Below are 17,073 nucleotides of genomic sequence, written 5' to 3' on the forward strand. Positions count from 1 at the left end.
AAGGATTGGGATCAGCCTGAGTCGAATGGACACCTCAGGCCGGAGTGCGTACCAACGTCAGTTCCGAACGCTGGCGCAGCTCGAATCCGATGGACAGGTACAACCGGATGGCGTTCTCGTTCGACGCCGACGCGTGCAGAAACGGCTTCTCGCCGCGTTCCCGGATACCGTGCCCGACGGCACGCACGAGTTCGGTGGCCAGGCCACGACCGCGGTAGGCCGGATCGGTGCACACCGCGCTGATCTCGGTCCACCCCTGCGGGTGCATCCGCTCCCCCGCCATCGCGACCAGCGCACCCCCGGCGTCGGCGTCGCGGATCCCGAGGTAGGTTCCGAGCTCGAACGTCCTCGGCAGGAACGGTCCCGGCTTGGTGCGGTCGACGAGATCCAGCATCTCCGGAACGTCGGGTGCGCCGAGTACGACGGCATCCGCGTACGGCCGGGTCTCGAGATGAGTCCCGACGAGTTGGACGAGGCCGAACTGGTCGATCAGCTCCCAGCCGTCGGGAATCACGTGCCCGGTGCCGCGCAGCGACACGATCTCACCGTGTCCGAACAGTTCGACGATGTCGTTCCAATCGGACTGCTCGAGCACGGGCGGGTGGCCGAGAAACGGCGCGACCTCCGGGTCGAAGCGAAAACTGCGGCCCACCGTGCGCGCGAACCTGGCGTGCGCCCCCAGCAGTGAACTGCGAATCGGATCGTCGAGCGGGTGACCCGCCTGCTCGTCGAGGAAGTTGATGCTCACCGTGTGCCTTTCGAGAACTCTCTGCCCTTCATCACATCGATCCAACGCAGCACCTGCTCCACCGATTCCTCCACCGAATGGCCTGCCGTGTCGAGGACGTGATGCGCGGATGTCCACGGCTCGTAGTCGCGGCCCTGGATGTCGGCCCACGTCGGCACCGCCAGCCCAGGAATGCCGACGTCGCGCGTCCGAACGCGTCGGCGATGCTCGTCGACGTCGGAGCAGGCCACCTCGATCAGGACGATCTCGGCTCCGGTTTCCGACGCCACCTTCCGCCATGCGTCGCGCGACGCGGCCACCGGCGACACGCTGTCGACCACCACGGGCACCCCCACGGCGAGCTGATCGGCCGCCAGCGCGTACAGCACCGAGTACCCCACCGTCCCCGGGACGATTCCCGCGGTGGTGATGCGGTGCTCGATCGTGTCGAGTCGCAGGTACGGCCACTGAAGACGGGACGCGACTTCCCGCGCCACCGTCGTCTTCCCGGTGGCCGGAAGTCCGGCGAGGACGACGAGTGTGCTCACCCCCGGTCGAGCACGGCGAGGACCTGGGCCACGAGGTCGTCGATGTCGGCGCCGGTGGTGTCGATGGTCAGGTCGGGCGACGACGGCGGCTCGTAGGGCGCGTCGATGCCGGTGAGTCCCTTGAGTTCGCCGGCGCGGGCACGCTTGTACAGACCCTTGGGGTCGCGGCGCTCGCATTCTTCGAGCGGCGTGCTGACGGCGACCTCGACGAAGGTGAGTCCTGCAGCGTCGTTGAGGGCGCGCGCGATGGCACGGTCGGATTCGAGAGGCGAGACGAGGGATGCGATGGCCACGACGCCTGCGTCGGCGAGCAGCCTCGTCAGATGCCCGACGCGTCGGATGTTCTCGGCTCGGTCGCCCGGGGTGAATCCGAGGTCGTCGGACAGTCCGTGCCGGACGTTGTCGCCGTCGAGAAGATATGCAGCGCGGCCCGATTCGACGAGCGCGCGCTCCAGTGCGACGGCGACGGTCGATTTGCCCGACGCCGGCAACCCGGTGAACCACACCGTCGCTCCGTGTTGACCGGTGGACGACCATCGGTGGGCGCGGTCGAGAGCCGACGGGTGCCATTTGATGTCGTTGCGGGTCTGTTCGCCGGGTTTGACCTCGCGGGCCTCGGAGATCGTGCCTGCGCCGACGGTGTCGTTCGACGTCTCGTCGATGAGGATGAAGGCACCGGCGTCGCGGTTGTCCGTGTACGGGTCGGCGAGGATCACCGAGGACGTTCGCAGTGTCACGGTGCCGATGTCGTTGAGCGTCAGTTCGACCGGTTGATCCTGCTCGTCGAGAGTTTCGGGATCGAGCCGGGAGTGCAGTGCCTGCACGGTCGCACGCACGGTCGACGCCGTGTGCTTGAGCGCGACGCGATCACCGGCGCGCAGCGGGGTGTCGCCGAACCAGCAGACGGTTGCCTCGATCTCGCGGGCGAGGACCGGAACGTGTGCGGCCTCGGCGCCGCTGACGACGACGTCGCCGCGACCGATGTCGATGTCGTCGGCGAGGGAGATGGACACCGAGAGCGGTGCCACCGCGGTGGAGCGGTTGTCGTCGAGTGTGTCGAGCGCGGTGACGGTACTGCGCGCTCCGGACGGCAGTGCCACCACGGCGTCACCGACCTGCAGCGTTCCGGCGGACAGGCGACCGGTGTAGCGTCGCCGCTCGTTCGCCGTGGGTCGCGACGCCCATTGGATGGGAAGGCGCAGTTCCTCCGGACTTGTTGCAGGAGCGACGAGTTCGACGGATTCGAGGTACTCGAGCAAGGTGGGGCCGGTGTACCACGGGGTGTTGGTCGATCGGTGGACGACGTTGTCGCCGTCCTTGGCCGCGAGTGGGATCACCGTCAGATCGGTGGCGCCGAGACGGCCGGCGAGCGTGTGCAGCTCGGCTTCGACGTCACGGAACTTGTCTTCCGCATAGTCGATCAGATCGATCTTGTTGACGGCGGCGACCAGGTGCCGGACGCCGAGCAGCGACGAGATCCGTGCGTGCCGTCTGGTCTGCCGCAGTACGCCTGCCCGGGCGTCGACGAGGAGAACGGCGACGTGTGCGGTCGATGCGCCGGTGAACATGTTGCGGGTGTACCGCTCGTGACCCGGTGTGTCGGCGAGGATGTAGCTGCGGTTCTCGGTGGAGAAGAACCGGTAGGCGACGTCGATGGTGATGCCTTGTTCCTGTTCGGCGCGCAATCCGTCGGACAGGGCCGCGAGGTCGGGGACACCGTCGTCGCGCGTCACTGCTTCGAGGTGATCGAGGGGTAGGCTGTCGGTGTCGAACATGAGCCGTCCGATGAGCGTGCTCTTGCCGTCGTCGACCGAGCCCGCGGTTGCCAGTCGCAGTAGTTGCCGTGTCATCAGAAGTACCCCTCGCGCTTGCGATCTTCCATCGCGGCCACCGAAGTCCGGTCGTCGGCGCGCGTCTCTCCCCGTTCGGATACCGTCGCGGCCGAGATCTCCCCGATCACTCCGGCGATGTCGGTTGCATGGCTGCGGACGGCGCCGGTGATGGTGAGATCACCGACGGTGCGGTATCGAACCCATTCCGTCGCAGCCTGTTCGGTCTCTGCTGGAGATGTGAATTCCGATGTGGCGAGAAGAATTCCGTCTCGGGCGAACACCTCGCGCTCGTGCGCGAAGTAGATCGACGGGAGCTCGAGGCCTTCGAGTTCGATGTACCGCCAGATGTCGAGTTCGGTCCAGTTGCTGAGCGGGAACACGCGCACCTGCTCGCCGCGTCTGATTCGGCCGTTGTACAGCGACCACGGCTCGGGCCGCTGCGCACGAGGATCCCACTGCCCGAATGCATCTCGGAAACTCAGTACGCGCTCTTTGGCACGTGCCCGTTCCTCGTCGCGTCGCGCACCGCCGAAGGCAGCATCGAACCGGCCCGCCTCGAGGGCGTCGAGCAGCGTTCTGGTCTGCAGTCGGTTCCGCGAGCCGTTGGGGCCACCGATCTCGCTCGCACGCCCGGAGTCGATGGATTCCTGCACGGAGGCGACGATCAGTCTGTGTCCCGCCGTTTCGAGCCTGCGATCACGGAACTCGATGACCTCGGGGAAGTTGTGCCCGGTGTCCACGTGCATCACCGGGAACGGAAGCGGTGACGGACGAAACGCTTTCTCCGCCAAACGAAGGAGAACGATCGAGTCCTTGCCCGCGGAGAAGAGGAGAACAGGACGTTCGAGTTCGGCCACCACCTCGCGGATGATGTGCACGGCCTCGGCTTCGAGAACGCGGAGCTCGTCCACGTGAGTGACGTCGGGGGTCACCTCGTCGGTGGTCGTCATACTGAAATCCTTTCTGCGCGGTAACGCTCGATCCAGTCGTTCGACCTGTCGTTGCCCTGCCGCTGCAGGGCGGGCGGCGGCGCCAACTCCGGATCGAGCCCCAAGGCGACGAGCACCCTGGCGACCTGTCCGGTCGTGTCCGATGCCAGCTCGTGGTAGTCGATGTCGAGGGGTTCGACACCGGCCTCGCCGAACCATCGCGCCCACTGCCGCTCCTGATCCTCCAGAATGGCGTGGAGATGAGCGATGCCGTCGGCGTTGTACTCGGCGCGAGCGTCCACCTCCGGGTCGGCACGGCCACGCCACACTTGGGTCTGCACGGCGCGCCACATCGAAACCGCCTGCGCCACAGTGTCTTTCCGTGCGACATGCACCAGCAGAACGTCCGGGCCCAGTACGTCCTCGATGGCAGTCTTCAGGTCGCCGGCGTCCGGATCGTCGGCCTGCCGGCCTGCCAATCCGTCGGCCCATGCGGTGAGCAGCGGCGTCTGGTTCCACATGAGCTTGCCACCCCACACTCCGTTCGGGGTGCGCCCGGCATCGAGGATTCGGGCGCGCCACTCCTGCGGCGTCTCCGTGGACGGTGTTCCGGGCTTCCACGGCGCGAGCAATCTCAGGATGTTCTCGTCGTCGACGCCGGCGAACCACTCACGCGGCTGAGGCGCCAGCGACGTGCTCGGGAGGTACTGGAAGAACTCCTGTGGCTCGCCCGCCTGCCCGGTTGCACGAAGCGATTCGACGAGCAGGGTGCTTCCGCTTCGCTGTGACGCGAGGACGAGGTACGAACGCGGCTGATCGCTCATGCCGGGAATACTAGACACACGCGAAACACTTTGCACAACAGGATTTTCGATCCTGTTGCGTCAAACCATTGCCAAACCGAACTCAGTGTGCAGCGGTACCGTCCTGCGTACCCTCCGCTATCCCGCGCTCGGACGACAGCGGAGACCGCGACGGCAGTTTCAGGCCTTTCGTGACGAGGTAGTCGTGGGTGTAGCGGTCGGAAATGCGCGACCCGACGAAGTCCGACGGAATCACGTCACGCGTGGATTCACGCCACGTGTGCAACCTCAGAGCCAGGTCCTCGGCAATGGCACGGTACTCCGAATCCTCGTGCAGGTTCACTGTCTCGCCCGGGTCGCTGCGCAGATCGTAGAGCTCGTTGGGCGCACGCGGTGAGCGCACCGATTCGGCCACGGCCTGGCCCGACGGGCTCTCCTCGATGTCCCACGGCAGGTCGAGTACGGGACGTTCGGCGTAGTTCTCGATGTAGCTGAAATCCTTCGTCCGCACGGCGCGGATGGGGTCGAAGGAATCGTGGTAAGTCTTCGAGGTGAACACCTCGTCGCGCACCGGCGCGCGTCCCGACGCGAGGTTGGCTGCGTGCGAGAGCCCTTCCACCTCGTCGGGCACGGGTGCACCCAGGAGGTCGAGCAGGGTGGGCACCAGGTCGACGCCGCTGAAGAGATCGTCGTAGACCCGGGGCGCCAGACCGCGATCGGTCGGTGGTCTGACGATCAACGCAATCCCCGTCCCTGCCTCGTACAGGGTCGACTTCGCTCGGGGAAACGCCGGACCGTGGTCGGTCATGAACACGACCCACGTCGAACGGTCGAGGCCCGTCTCGGCGAGTGTGTCGAGCAGCTCGCCCACGGCAGCGTCGGCGACGGTGATCGATCCGTGGAACTCGGCGAGGTCCTCGCGGACCTCCGGCGTGTCCGGCAGGTAGTCGGGAAGCTCCACGGCATCGGCGTCGTCCGGGGTGTACCGCTCGGCGGGGTACGGACGGTGCGTCTCGAAGAATCCCGCGGTCAGGAAGAACGGCTCGGTGCGATCCTCGCGCAACCAGGCGTCGGCCTTCTCCACGACGTACTCGCAGTACGAGTTGGAGACGTCGTAGGAATCGAAACCCAGCCGGGACGGAAACGAGGACTCGTGTTGCATGCCGAGCAGGGCCGTCTGCCAACCGGATTCACCGAGCAGCGCGGGCAAGGTCTGCACACCGGGGCGGTACTCCCACCCGTGGTGAGCCAATCCGACCAACCCGTTGCTGTGCGGATAGCGGCCGGTGAAGAGCGACCCTCGCGACGGTGAGCACAACGGCGCCGTCGCGTGCGCGTGCGTGAATAGAAAGCCCTCCGCGGCAAGCGCGTCGACCCGCGGGCTCGATACCGAGCGGTGCCCGTATGCGCCGAGATGCCGCCCCAGATCGTGCCAGTGGATCAGCAGGACGTTCTCTTTCGTCATTCCTATTGCCTAGCACATGTCCGGCCCTCGCTCAGGGGGACAGGTGGCAGCATGGGGGTATGAGCGGTGGATGCTGTGCGCCCGATCGCGACGAGTCCAGTGGGCGTCGGGACCTTCCCGAGCGCGGCGCCGAGCCGGGCGTGCTGATCGAGGTGCCGGGTGGGACGTTCCTGATGGGATCGGAGGATCCCCTGGCGTATCCGGCCGATCTGGAGGGGCCGGTCCGCCGCGTCGAAGTCGAGGCGTTCTCTATCGCGCCGACGACGGTCACCGTTGCCGAGTTCGATGCGTTCATCGCCGCGACCGGCTACGTCACCGACGCCGAACAGTTCGGTGATTCCCTCGTCTTCGCCGGATCGCTCCCCGCCGAGGACTCGTCGCCCGCGGTCACCGCGACGCCGTGGTTCCGCGTCGTCTCGGGGGCGTCGTGGCGGCGGCCGTCGGGCCCGGCGTCGTCGATCAGCCCGGTGGCCGATCACCCCGTCACCCACGTGTCCCGGCGTGACGCCGACGCGTACTGCGCATGGGCCGGGTCGTCGTTGCCCAGCGAGGAGCAATGGGAGTACGCGGCGCGCGGCGGGTTGGAGCAGCAACCGTTCCCCTGGGGGGCGGACGAATCGCTCGACCGGATGAACACGTGGCGCGGTGAGTTCCCCGGCGAGCACGTCGACACGGTGTTCACTGCACCCGTCCGGTCGTTCGAGCCGAACGGCTACGGCCTCTACAACACCACCGGCAACGTCTGGGAATGGACCACCGGGACGTTCGACGCCGCCCGCCGCGACATCCGGGCCGTCATCCGCGGCGGGTCGCACCTGTGCCACGCCAGTTACTGCCGGCGATACCGCACCTCGGCCCGTTCGGGCGTCACGGAGGACACCTCCAGCAGCCACATCGGGTTCAGGCTCAGTCGGTGAAGACTTTCTCGAAGGTGTTCGAGAACGGCATGGCCTCGTAGGGCGGGAAGATCGGGATGCGCGTGTAGCCGCTCTTCTCGTACAGGCGCACGGCGTCGGGCTGGCGGTCGCCGGTCTGCAGGATCAGCCGCGGCAGTCCGAGTTCTCGGGCCGCGTCCTCCGACGCGGTGAGCAACGCCGTGGACACCCCGGTTCCGCGGTGGTCCGGGTGGACGAACATGCGCTTGAGTTCCAGGTCACCGGCGTTCCATCGGACCGCTGCGTGCCCGACGGGTGTTTCTCCCGCGTAGACGACGATGGTGCGGTGCACAGTGTCCGGGTCGACGGCGTTCGCCTGCGTGCGGGCCATGTCCGCGGCCCGGTCGGCGTACCGCGGCCCGACTTCCGCGGCCATCGCCGCCCGCAAGGCTTCGGCATCGGCGTGGTCCCACGGGACCTCCTCCGTCCGCAGGGCCACTGTCACCAGGTCGTTCTCGACATTCACGCCGAAAAGTCCATCACCGCGGGCCGGCGCACGTCAACGGTTTCGATCACGCAGATCCTCTCGTTTTCGATCAACTCGAGCGAATATCTTCCCAAGTGCGCGTCGACGAGATTCCATGGACCGACGTCGGGACTCACCCGTCGCGCCGAAGATTTCGGGGGGGGAGAGAATGACTGTCGAAGACACCGTGGTGCTGCACATCTCCGACACGGGTACGCCCTCCCTGGAGGGCCTGTCCAGGGCGCAACTGCACGCGCTCGCGGATGCGCTGCGCCGAACCACCGAAACGTTCGCCCCGAACGCACGCATCCTGACGAGATTCGACGTGCGGTTCAACGACCGCAACTCGCCACTGGTGATCGATCTGCCTGCACGTGACGTCGTCGTCGGCGGACAGAGTGTGTCGTTCAGTCACACCGAGTTCGAGATCTTCTCCCACCTCGTGCGCAACCCGCGGGTCGTCGTCGGACGTGACGAGCTGACCCGCAGCGGCGGCGGTCGCAGCGTGGACGTACATCTGTCGAGAGTGCGCACCAAATTGGGATCGTTCGGTCGGCTCGTGACCACGGTGCGCGGCACCGGATACCGATTCGATCCGGAACCAGGCATCCGCGTGGTGACCGAACCGGTATCCCTCCGCAGCGCGTGAACACGGGTGTCAGCGTCCGATCCACGTGCTTGGCGACGTGTTCTGGGGTGACGGTGTTCCTGGGTGCACACAAGTCGGTTCGGCAGGGCACATCCGGCCCTCGCGAAGCGATCTGTGTGCACCCAGGAACATGCACGAGGGTCGAGTAACCGGGGTTCGACAAAGTCAGGACGCCAGTTCGACCGGGCGAACGCGCCGATGGAACGCGCGTACGGCCTCGGCTACCGCCGGCCGTTCGCTCGAGGCCTGTCGGTACGTCACGCCGAGCCGTCGGGCACCGTCGATGATCGGCTGGGTGACACCGGGTTGCGATACGAGGTGCCTGAAATCGTCGGGCACGGACATCTGCGGCACGATGGTCGCACCGAATCCGCGCCCTACCATCACGGCCATCATCGCGAAACTGTTGCTGCGGTGCTGGATCCGCGGAGTGAACCCTGCTTGCCGGCAGCTGAACACCACCGACTGTACGGAGGGCGCACCGTCGGCTGCTGCGATCCAGTCGGCTTCGGCGAGCGCCGCGAGACCCATCTCCGAAATTCGCTCGTGCCACGCGGTAGGCGCCAGCACGACGAGTGGGTCGTCGAACAGGTAGTCCGTCGTCATGCCGGTGGGCAGGTCGGTGGCCCCGAACGAGTAGGTGTACGTGATTGCCAGATCCACTTCTTGATTGCGTACCGCCGGAACGGAATCGACCGGCATCGACTCGATCAACCGGATACGCAGTCCCGGGTGCGCGCTCTCCAGGCCCGCGGCCACCGGCAGCGCGAGCTGCGCCATTGCGGTCTGGAAGCATGCGACGGTCAGGACACCCGCGATGACGTCGCCGGTCGCCGCCACCGCACTCTCGGCTTCTTCCAGTGCGGCGAGAACGCGTGCTGTGTGATCCACCAGCACCCTGCCTGCGCCGGTGAGCCGCAACGTCCTACCGTCGCGCCGCGTCAGGACGGCACCGACTTCGTCTTCGAGAGTACGAAGCTGTTGCGACACAGCCGAGGTGGTGATGCCGTGCAGCTCGGCGACGGCGGACATCGTCGCGTACTCCGCGAGATCTCGCAGCAGTATCAGCCTCTTGACGTCGTACACCTCAGACCGCCGCTGCGGTGCCCGGTCCGGCTTCGTCGTCGGAGGCTGGAACTGCAACGGCCATCGGAATTCTGGACAAGGACAAGCGACGAAGCGTCATTGCGGAGATACTCCTCGAGAAGGACGACAGGGACAGCACCGGCGCTCGATGGGGCGACATGCTCGAATGAAAGGCGCTGCAGGTTCGGAGAACTCGTCCGGTCTTCGCTTTTCACTTCATGCCGATGCCCGAGTGTGGTCCGTCGCCGGACGGGAAACCACCCTTCGAATCACGATGATTTTTCCGCGCGTGGCCTCGACCAGCGCCTACAGCAGACGATTTCACCGTTCTGTTTCGAAATCGGCATTGCAGGAGAAGTATCAGCAGTCGGAAAGTCCACCAGACTGCAGAGGAGCGAAAGAACCCATGAGCGACAACATCTACCGCGTCACCGAAATCGTCGGAACCTCCACCGAAAGCACCGACGACGCCATCCGAAAGGCGATCGCGCGCGCGAACACCACCCTCAACAACCTCGACTGGTTCGAGGTACTCGAAACCCGCGGCCACATCGAAAATGGATCGATCGCTCACTTCCAGGTGACGATCAAGGTCGGGTTCAAACTGGAGTGAGATGGAGCGTCCTCACCACCCGCGCCGGGCATGCTCGGCGTGGGTGTGAAGGTACGCCCCCGGGGCGAAGTGAGTGTCGTAGAAGTCCAGGTCGATGTTCTGGGCCTGCAGATACATCAGCACGTGGACGGTGGGTACGGTTCCCGGCAGTTTGCCGAATGCGTCGTAGATGTACGACGCCTCCGCGGTCACGAGTTCCTGCACTGCGTCCGCGGGCAGGGCGGCTGCACGGACCTTGGGCGTCTCCGACCATGCCCCGGGTGTGTCCGGGTGGAACGGCCCACCCGGCCCGTACTTGCGGTCGATGTACTTGGCGACACCGTCGGCGACGGTGTTCACATGCGGCGGAGTCAATGTCTCGAACACGCCGTCCAAGCCGGTTGCATTGGGGAACGGCCAGCTCGGGTCGTTGTCGGACCGGAAGCCCAGACCTGGAGCGCGCGGATCACCGGATCCGCCCAGCACGGACAGTCGGTCGAGTCCGTCGAACATCCACCCGCCGAGACCGAGTGCCTGCAGAACCAATACGCCGTTGTGGGTTGCCGTCGCAAGCTCCGCGCTTGCCTCGGTCAGGGTGTATTGCTCGACGAACGACAGCGGAACCGGATCGTCGAAGTGAGCCAGAGCCGAGAACTTGTCGATTCCCGGGATCGGCCGGTCGTGCACGTCGTCGAAGACGACGTACCCGTTGGCGGCGAAGAAGGACAGGTTGGCGATCAGGTGCTCGGAGAGGTCGGCAACGGGAAACGCGAGCAAGCTTCCCGGATGGTTGGCTATCCAGGTGTTGTGACCCTCCATGTAAGGCTCTTCGCGCGGGATTTCCAGTCGCGTGTCACCGAGCCGAACATACTGATCCGCAGTGTGATTCAGCCACTCCTCGAGATCGAACTCGCCGGGCGACGGTGGGGTGTCACGTGTCGGGAGCAGGTACGTTCCCGAATCGTCGGTGAAGAACAGCTGACTGGTGTGAAATCCGGCGGCCGACGGAAAGGCTCTTCCCACAGCACTCCCTGAGTAGTTGGGGAACTTCGGCGCGTACCCACCGTGGCGGGTGATGCCGTAGTGCCACCCGGTGACTCCGCCGACGACCGACAGCAGAAGAGCCCGTTCGACCTCGCTGATCGGCGTGACCGGGTGAGTGCTCTCGTACGCCAGCGGACCGTCGGGGATCTTCCCACCGAGAGGGAAACGGCGTGACCGTCGACCGGCTATCGCGTCGAGCAGCGGGAATGCGGCCGCGTCGGCGAGGGCGGCCCGTTGCGCGTCGGTGATCGTCAGCCTCGCCACGACGGCTCCTCCTCGTAGACGACAAGTGATGCAGCATCGGCACGTTCGAGAACGAAATCGGCGACGACGGCAGCGGTTCGACGATGCCCGGCCTCGTTCAGCACGTCGTGCCTGGCGCCGGCGATCTCACGTAGTTCGAGTTCACGAACTCGTCCCGCCCAGGTCCGGACGTTCTCGATAGGCGACACCGTGTCCGCGTCGCCGTGCACTGCGAGCGTCGACACCCGCAGTGCGGCCAGGTCGGCGTCGAACCTGTCCCACGCCGTCCGTAGCTCGGCACCGAGCAGTCGACCCGAATCCGCACTGACGAATGCGAGCGGGTCGTTGATCAATGCGTCGAGGTAGAACGGGTCCGCCGACAGTTCACTCGGATCGAGATCGAATCGAGCGTTGTCGGGGTCCAACCACGGGATGGGTGCCAGCGTCGCACCGGAGATCACGGCGGCGACGTAGCGATCCGGCTCGTCGAGGACCGACAGCGTCGCGACGACCGAACCGAGCGAGTGCCCGATGACGACGGTAGGAACGTCGGGCACACCCACCCTGGCCAGCGAGGTGAGGGCGCCCGCGTCCGCTTGCAGGTCACGCAACGACCGGAAGTCCCCGCGGTCCCCCGACGACAGCCCGTGGCCGATCAGATCCAACGCCCACACGTCGATACCGTCGGCGCTGAGAGAATCCGCGAATCGGTGATAGAGACCGGAATGTTCCCCGTAACCGTGGAGGAACACTACGTTCGCGCGCGGAACCTCTGCGGCCCAGTGCCGGTAGTAGATCGGTCCCCGCGCCCCGTCGAAGAATGGCATCCTCGAAGTCCACCACCAGCACAGAACCTCGTCAATGGTTCGAATCGGGCAGGTTCGTAATTCCGGTGTGTCAGTGCGCGCCGAGGTGGTACTCGCCGTACGTGGTGAGGCCGGCGAAAATGGTCGATCCGAACCCGATCAGGGCTGATCTGGCGATCGAGGCCAGGTCAGACAGCGACTTCCTGCTCCGCATTGGTCTTCGCCTCCTCCGAGATCTTGTCCGCCGATTCGTTCTCGCGGTCCTGCAGGTACGCCTTCAGTGAGAACACGAAGCACCCCACCCAGGCCACGACGATGGTGACGTACGCAGTGGCCTGGACTGCGCCGCTGAGCTCGAACCAACCACTCCGGAACAGGCTCCGCGTGTTGGTGAGCACGATGATGCCGCCCACCGAAGCCCCCAGCAACCGAGGCGGAACGTGACGGACCAACCAGGCCGCGAGAGGAGCCGCGACGACGCCACCGGCAAGGATCGCCAGGACCCAGCTGATGTTGATTCCTTGCGAGCCGAGGCTGAACAGGAAGCCCAGGCTCGCGGCCAGCGCGATCACGAACTCACTCGTGTCGATCGAGCCGATGACCTTCCGCGGCTCGAGCCGTCCACTGGCGAGAATGGCCGGGGTTCCCACGGGGCCCCACCCGCCTCCGCCGGTGGCGTCGACGAAGCCCGCGAGCAACCCGAGCGGCGCCAGGAACCGCTTGCGCAGCGGCTTTCCGAGATTCCCCCGAGGAATCCCCTGGACGGTGAACCTGATGAGGATGTACAACCCGAGGCCCAGAAGGATCAAGGCCATGACGGGAGCTGCGGCTTCGGTGGACAGGTTGGACAGAACCGTCGCTCCGACGAACGCACCCACCGCACCGGGTAGGGCGATCCGCCGAACGACCTTCCAATCGACGTTGCCGAACTTCCAGTGCGACAGCCCGGAAATGAACGTGGTGCCGATCTCCGCCAAGTGCACGGTGGCCGACGCGGCCGCGGGATTGGTGCCGATGGCGAGCAGAAGCGTCGTCGTCGTGACGCCGTACGCCATGCCGAGTGCGCCGTCGACGAGTTGGGCCGCAAGCCCCACGATGCCGATAAGAATGATTGTTTTCACTGCGTGTGCTCCATGAGTCGAGTGAAGAATGGTCGGTGCGGGTCAGATCGACCCGCAACACCTCGGCGACAGTGCGTTCGGCATCCGCCCATGCAACCCATCGACGCGTTTTACGTCAAGGGTTGAAATCACCCAAATTCCAGCGAACTCGTTCGGCAAACGAAGCAGCAGTGGCGAAGTCGACTCTGTGCGATCCGGGCTCGTCCTTCACCTCGTTCTCGTCGAGTCCGCCGTGATCGTGGACGTGCCTCTTCGGTACCACCAGGTGATACCCGAGCAACACGTCACCGCTCAGTTGCTCGGGTAGATGAAATGCCACGGACATCGGAGTCTCGTACACCCCACCGGGCAGCGGGACTTTCCCCTCGACCTCGAGGCAGAGCAGACAGTCCGCGTTCATGCACCCTCCGGCTTCGGGCGTTAGAGTAGGTTCCACGCACGACTGGCGAGGGTGGTTCACCACCGGGAAGTGCTGATCTGCCTGAAGCGTCGTCCGCCTGGGTGCTTCACACTACAACGGTGTGAAGGAGCATATGTTGACTGCTCGAATTCTGGACGGCCGCCGCTCGGCCGAAGCTCTGCTGAACGAAGTACGTTCGAGCGTCTCCGCTTTGGACGTCACGCCATGTCTGGCAACCATCCTTGTCGGCGATGATCCTGCGTCCCACACCTACGTCCGAATGAAAGCGCGGCGTGCAACAGACGTGGGCATCGAATCCCGACGAATCGAGTTGCCCACCAGTACCACCACCGAAGAACTACTCGACGCTATCGACTCGTTGAACAGCGACACCGACGTACACGGCATCCTCCTTCAGCATCCGGTCCCCGCCCACATCGACGAACGACAGGCGTTCGACGCCATCGCGCCGGGAAAGGATGTGGACGGTGTCACCTCCGCATCGTTTTCAGCTATGGCATTGCATGGAAATGGCTTTCGTTCGTGTACTCCCGGCGGAATCATCCGGTTGCTGCAGGACAACGCAATCGAACTGCGTGGAAAACACGCGGTCGTCGTCGGACGCAGCGCAATTCTCGGCTTGCCGGTCGGCATGTTGCTCCTCGCCGAGAATGCGACAGTGACGTACTGCCATTCCCATACCGAGGACCTTGCCGATCGAATCGCGGAAGCCGACATCGTCGTCGCCGCCGTCGGACGCGCGGAACTTATCCGCGGAGACTGGATCGAACCGGGCACAGTCGTCGTCGACGCCGGCTACAACGCAGGCAACGTCGGCGACGTCGAATTCGATCGTGCCTCCGAGCGAGCAGGGTGGATCACCCCCGTCCCCGGCGGAGTGGGCCCGATGACGATAGCCGTACTGCAGGCTCAGACCGTCGAGGCTGCTGCTGCACAATCGATTCTGCATCTTTCCAACAGTCAGAGCCCCGACGCGAATCGATGAGCTCAGTGTTCAGCCGGATATCTGCTCGTTTGCAGCAACGGACTGCATGATATCGCTGACTGTGCCCGATTTGCCGATTAGCGTGACACCATGACTCCAGTAGTACGACGGCCGGGTCGAGACGAGGCCGAGGCGATCGCTCGGATGCATACCGAGGCCTGGCGCACTACCTACGGAGGATCGGTTCCGGACACCTACTTCGACGAGGGTTCGATCACACGGCGAACTCAGCACTGGCGGACAGTACTCGACCCGAACCAACAAGGCCAGAATGTTGCTGTTGCAGTGGTGGATTCCAACATCATCGGGATTGCACACTGCGGCCTCGAGGACGGCCGACGAAAATTGTTTGCACTCTACGTTCTGGAAGCGTTCCACGGCACCGGCGTTGGGCAACTGCTGCTCGACACTGTCCTGACCGACGAACCGACCGAACTCTGGGTCGCCCAAACGAACCGACGTGCCATGAAGTTCTATCGACGCAACGGCTTCGAGCCCGACGGTTCAGCCCAGGACCTCCTTGGGATCGACGGTTACGTCACCATCCGAATGGTGCGCTGAGCACCACAGTGTCGGTGGCGTGTGGTAGCGACACAGCCATCGAAAACCGTTGCACAGCAACAGCAAGACTGTTGCCAGATCCCGAGCGGAGCGGTATATTCGAACATACGTTCCCATGAACCGGGGGGTTCACCATATGCCACGCACCGCACCACGCAGCACATTCGCCCGATGCGCAGGACCACAACCACAACCCACCATCGATCCCGTGCTACTGACCCAACTCGCCGACGCAGCACGCGAGGAAAACCGAGCCTGCGCCCGCAAAATCGCACTCGCCGCCCAAATCTGGGAATCCTGCGTGAACCAGACCGTCCAGATCGGCGACTTCATCACCGATGCCGGTAACTACGCCGCCTCGGAAACCGCCGCCACCCTCGGCTGCTCCAAAACCGTCGCCGACACCCTTGCCGAAGTCGGCATGGACCTACGTCTGCGCCTACCCGCCGTCGCCGCCGCATTCGCCGACGGCGACATCGACTTCGCACGCATCCGCGCCATCTACCGCACCACCGCCAGCCTCACCGCAGACGCCGCCCACCGCATCGAAACCGAAACCCTCACCGCAGCCCGACGCCTCTCCCCCGGGCCCCTCGCCACCGAAATCAACGCCATCATCACTCGAACCGCACCCGACGAAGCCGAAACCAACCGCAAAGACGTCACCGACAAACTCACCTCACTGCGCTACCGAGACAAAGGCGTCATCGCCACCCTGGAAGCCAACCTCCCAGCAGCCCAAGCCGCCCAATGCTGGCAACTGATCACCGAAACGGCCGCCACCCTCTGCCCCCGCGACCCACGCACCCGCAGCCAACGCCTCGCCGCAGCATTCGTCGCACTCATCCACCGCGACACCCACCTCACCTGCACCTGCACACCCGACGACGACAAACCCTGCACCGCCAACCCTCAACTTCCCGACCGCCGTACCCCACTGACCAGTATCACCATCGACATCGACACACTCCTCGGATTCCACGACCTCCCCGCCTACCTCGCAGGCCACGGCATCATCGACCCCGAATACGCCCGAGAACTGGCCGCCAACAGCCACTTCAACGTCATCCTCACCGACGCCACCAACCTCGCCGACCGCACAGGCATCACCACTGCCCCGGCACAACCGCGACCGACGCACATCAGTTTCAACCCACTCGGCCGCGGACGACGTCGCAGCGGACTCACACTCCCTACCCCACCCACTCTTCCGAACACGGCGACCGGACGTTCTACTGAAAACTACAGCGGCACCTATCAACTCATCGATGCACTCGAAACCGCCATCGAAACCAACCCTGCACTCGCCGTCGCTCTCTACCCCGACGGCCACGGCGGACTCACCACCCCACCACCCGGCGCACTGACCTACCGACCAGGCACCGCGCTCGCAGACCTCGTCCGACACCGCGACCGCACCTGCCGCCACCCCGGATGCGACGTCCCCGCAGCCGGCTGCGAGATCGACCACGTCATCGCCTTCGACCACCGCAACCCCACCCGCGGCGGCTGGACCATCCTCACCAACCTCCACTGCCTCTGCAGATACCACCACTCCCTCAAAACCATGGGCGCCTGGACACCCACCATGCTCGCCGGAGCCGTCGAATACTGGAAGTCGAACTCCGGCACCACGGCAGTAACCCTCCCCGGAAACACCACCGGCCGAACCGACCTGGCCCCGAGCTCACTCCTACCCCACATACCGAAGAAACGACGACAACCCCACCACCGCACCGATAAACCCGAATCCGATCTCGACGACACCACTGCCCCGCCGACCTACGCAGCGGACACCGATGACCCCGCACCGTTCTGACAGGCGCAGCACAGTCGTCGAGAAAGAGACCGGTGCCGACT

At 65.1% G+C, this 17,073-nt stretch carries 19 protein-coding genes and 1 riboswitch; of the genes, 7 read left to right on the forward strand and 12 right to left on the reverse strand.

The window, feature by feature from the left end; all coding sequences use genetic code 11:
* Window positions 1-34: 34 nt before the first annotated feature.
* The 6 genes from BH95_RS14990 to BH95_RS15015 form a co-directional block, all read right to left on the reverse strand.
* Window positions 35-748, reverse strand: coding sequence for a GNAT family N-acetyltransferase (locus tag BH95_RS14990; protein WP_019663261.1), 714 nt, complete (start codon window positions 746-748; stop codon window positions 35-37).
* Window positions 745-1,275: an AAA family ATPase gene (locus tag BH95_RS14995; RefSeq protein WP_037182895.1), complete on the reverse strand. Its 531-nt coding sequence runs from the start codon at window positions 1,273-1,275 to the stop codon at window positions 745-747. Before BH95_RS14995 ends, BH95_RS14990 begins: the two co-directional genes overlap by 4 nt.
* The gene (gene cysC / locus BH95_RS15000; protein WP_037182898.1) at window positions 1,272-3,125 is read right to left on the reverse strand and encodes an adenylyl-sulfate kinase; all 1,854 of its coding nucleotides are present in this window, start codon (window positions 3,123-3,125) and stop codon (window positions 1,272-1,274) included. The genes BH95_RS14995 and cysC overlap by 4 nt, the downstream gene beginning before the upstream one ends.
* Window positions 3,125-4,057, reverse strand: coding sequence for a sulfate adenylyltransferase subunit CysD (gene cysD / locus BH95_RS15005; protein WP_019663258.1), 933 nt, complete (start codon window positions 4,055-4,057; stop codon window positions 3,125-3,127). The genes cysC and cysD overlap by 1 nt, the downstream gene beginning before the upstream one ends.
* On the reverse strand, window positions 4,054-4,860 hold the full coding sequence (gene stf0, locus BH95_RS15010) for a trehalose 2-sulfotransferase (RefSeq protein WP_027498639.1): 807 nt from the start codon (window positions 4,858-4,860) through the stop codon (window positions 4,054-4,056). Before stf0 ends, cysD begins: the two co-directional genes overlap by 4 nt.
* Before the next feature lie 82 nt (window positions 4,861-4,942).
* On the reverse strand, window positions 4,943-6,304 hold the full coding sequence (locus BH95_RS15015; RefSeq protein ID WP_037182900.1) for a sulfatase family protein: 1,362 nt from the start codon (window positions 6,302-6,304) through the stop codon (window positions 4,943-4,945).
* Between the two features lie 59 nt (window positions 6,305-6,363).
* Here BH95_RS15015 and BH95_RS15020 point away from each other — a divergent pair, with 59 nt between their 5' ends.
* On the forward strand, window positions 6,364-7,221 hold the full coding sequence (locus BH95_RS15020) for a formylglycine-generating enzyme family protein (protein WP_080738020.1): 858 nt from the start codon (window positions 6,364-6,366) through the stop codon (window positions 7,219-7,221).
* On the opposite strand, the gene BH95_RS15025 is transcribed toward BH95_RS15020, so the two are convergent.
* On the reverse strand, window positions 7,211-7,705 hold the full coding sequence (locus BH95_RS15025; RefSeq protein WP_019663254.1) for a GNAT family N-acetyltransferase: 495 nt from the start codon (window positions 7,703-7,705) through the stop codon (window positions 7,211-7,213). The two genes, BH95_RS15020 and BH95_RS15025, sit on opposite strands and share 11 nt — an antisense overlap.
* Window positions 7,706-7,874: 169 nt before the next feature.
* On the opposite strand from BH95_RS15025, the gene BH95_RS15030 reads away from it, so the two are divergent.
* Window positions 7,875-8,354 carry a winged helix-turn-helix domain-containing protein gene (locus BH95_RS15030; protein WP_033188703.1) on the forward strand — a complete coding sequence of 160 codons (480 nt, stop codon included), beginning with the start codon at window positions 7,875-7,877 and terminating at the stop codon, window positions 8,352-8,354.
* 165 nt (window positions 8,355-8,519) lie between these two features.
* Here BH95_RS15030 and BH95_RS15035 read toward each other — a convergent pair whose 3' ends face one another.
* Complete coding sequence (locus BH95_RS15035) at window positions 8,520-9,440, reverse strand: LysR family transcriptional regulator (RefSeq protein WP_037182902.1); 921 nt, start codon at window positions 9,438-9,440, stop codon at window positions 8,520-8,522.
* A gap of 17 nt (window positions 9,441-9,457) precedes the next feature.
* Between BH95_RS15035 and BH95_RS29090 the strand changes: the two genes are divergently transcribed.
* Window positions 9,458-9,610 carry a hypothetical protein gene (locus BH95_RS29090; RefSeq protein WP_167336909.1) on the forward strand — a complete coding sequence of 51 codons (153 nt, stop codon included), beginning with the start codon at window positions 9,458-9,460 and terminating at the stop codon, window positions 9,608-9,610.
* A 236-nt stretch (window positions 9,611-9,846) separates the two neighbouring features.
* On the forward strand, window positions 9,847-10,053 hold the full coding sequence (locus tag BH95_RS29245; RefSeq protein WP_026347454.1) for a dodecin: 207 nt from the start codon (window positions 9,847-9,849) through the stop codon (window positions 10,051-10,053).
* Between the two features lie 12 nt (window positions 10,054-10,065).
* On the opposite strand, the gene BH95_RS15045 is transcribed toward BH95_RS29245, so the two are convergent.
* From BH95_RS15045 to BH95_RS15060, 4 genes are all read right to left on the reverse strand, one after another.
* Window positions 10,066-11,340, reverse strand: coding sequence for a hypothetical protein (locus BH95_RS15045; RefSeq protein ID WP_020110815.1), 1,275 nt, complete (start codon window positions 11,338-11,340; stop codon window positions 10,066-10,068).
* A complete protein-coding gene (locus BH95_RS15050) occupies window positions 11,328-12,146 on the reverse strand; it encodes an alpha/beta fold hydrolase (protein WP_037182904.1) in 819 nt (272 codons plus the stop codon). Before BH95_RS15050 ends, BH95_RS15045 begins: the two co-directional genes overlap by 13 nt.
* Before the next feature lie 167 nt (window positions 12,147-12,313).
* A complete protein-coding gene (locus tag BH95_RS15055) occupies window positions 12,314-13,246 on the reverse strand; it encodes a sulfite exporter TauE/SafE family protein (RefSeq protein ID WP_019663243.1) in 933 nt (310 codons plus the stop codon).
* A gap of 115 nt (window positions 13,247-13,361) precedes the next feature.
* Entirely contained in the window at window positions 13,362-13,646 is a 285-nt protein-coding gene (locus tag BH95_RS15060) for a hypothetical protein (RefSeq protein WP_037182907.1), read from the reverse strand.
* Window positions 13,647-13,674: 28 nt separating this feature from the next.
* Window positions 13,675-13,756: riboswitch (ZMP/ZTP riboswitch) on the forward strand.
* 23 nt (window positions 13,757-13,779) lie between these two features.
* Here BH95_RS15060 and BH95_RS15065 point away from each other — a divergent pair.
* The 3 genes from BH95_RS15065 to BH95_RS15075 all read left to right on the forward strand — a co-directional run bounded on the left by BH95_RS15065 (window position 13,780) and on the right by BH95_RS15075 (window position 17,032).
* A complete protein-coding gene (locus BH95_RS15065; protein WP_037182911.1) occupies window positions 13,780-14,652 on the forward strand; it encodes a bifunctional 5,10-methylenetetrahydrofolate dehydrogenase/5,10-methenyltetrahydrofolate cyclohydrolase in 873 nt (290 codons plus the stop codon).
* Window positions 14,653-14,742: 90 nt separating this feature from the next.
* Complete coding sequence (locus BH95_RS15070; RefSeq protein ID WP_037163901.1) at window positions 14,743-15,213, forward strand: GNAT family N-acetyltransferase; 471 nt, start codon at window positions 14,743-14,745, stop codon at window positions 15,211-15,213.
* Window positions 15,214-15,421: 208 nt separating this feature from the next.
* Window positions 15,422-17,032 carry an HNH endonuclease signature motif containing protein gene (locus tag BH95_RS15075; protein ID WP_052060063.1) on the forward strand — a complete coding sequence of 537 codons (1,611 nt, stop codon included), beginning with the start codon at window positions 15,422-15,424 and terminating at the stop codon, window positions 17,030-17,032.
* The last annotated feature ends 41 nt before the right edge of the window (window positions 17,033-17,073 follow it).

This window comes from Rhodococcoides fascians A44A (assembly GCF_000760735.1).
In the GTDB taxonomy this organism is placed as follows: Bacteria; Actinomycetota; Actinomycetes; order Mycobacteriales; family Mycobacteriaceae; genus Rhodococcoides; species Rhodococcoides fascians_E.

What these genes read in the sequence shown, in the direction of transcription:
- cysC (WP_037182898.1), bottom strand. Translation starts at nt 3,125, where the DNA reads ATGACACGGCAACTACTGCGACTGGCAACCGCGGGCTCGGTCGACGAC.
- cysD (WP_019663258.1), bottom strand. Translation starts at nt 4,057, where the DNA reads ATGACGACCACCGACGAGGTGACCCCCGACGTCACTCACGTGGACGAG.
- stf0 (WP_027498639.1), bottom strand. Translation starts at nt 4,860, where the DNA reads ATGAGCGATCAGCCGCGTTCGTACCTCGTCCTCGCGTCACAGCGAAGC.
- BH95_RS15015 (WP_037182900.1), bottom strand. Translation starts at nt 6,304, where the DNA reads ATGACGAAAGAGAACGTCCTGCTGATCCACTGGCACGATCTGGGGCGG.
- BH95_RS15020 (WP_080738020.1), top strand. Translation starts at nt 6,364, where the DNA reads ATGAGCGGTGGATGCTGTGCGCCCGATCGCGACGAGTCCAGTGGGCGT.
- BH95_RS15030 (WP_033188703.1), top strand. Translation starts at nt 7,875, where the DNA reads ATGACTGTCGAAGACACCGTGGTGCTGCACATCTCCGACACGGGTACG.
- BH95_RS29245 (WP_026347454.1), top strand. Translation starts at nt 9,847, where the DNA reads ATGAGCGACAACATCTACCGCGTCACCGAAATCGTCGGAACCTCCACC.
- BH95_RS15050 (WP_037182904.1), bottom strand. Translation starts at nt 12,146, where the DNA reads ATGCCATTCTTCGACGGGGCGCGGGGACCGATCTACTACCGGCACTGG.
- BH95_RS15060 (WP_037182907.1), bottom strand. Translation starts at nt 13,646, where the DNA reads ATGAACGCGGACTGTCTGCTCTGCCTCGAGGTCGAGGGGAAAGTCCCG.
- BH95_RS15065 (WP_037182911.1), top strand. Translation starts at nt 13,780, where the DNA reads ATGTTGACTGCTCGAATTCTGGACGGCCGCCGCTCGGCCGAAGCTCTG.
- BH95_RS15070 (WP_037163901.1), top strand. Translation starts at nt 14,743, where the DNA reads ATGACTCCAGTAGTACGACGGCCGGGTCGAGACGAGGCCGAGGCGATC.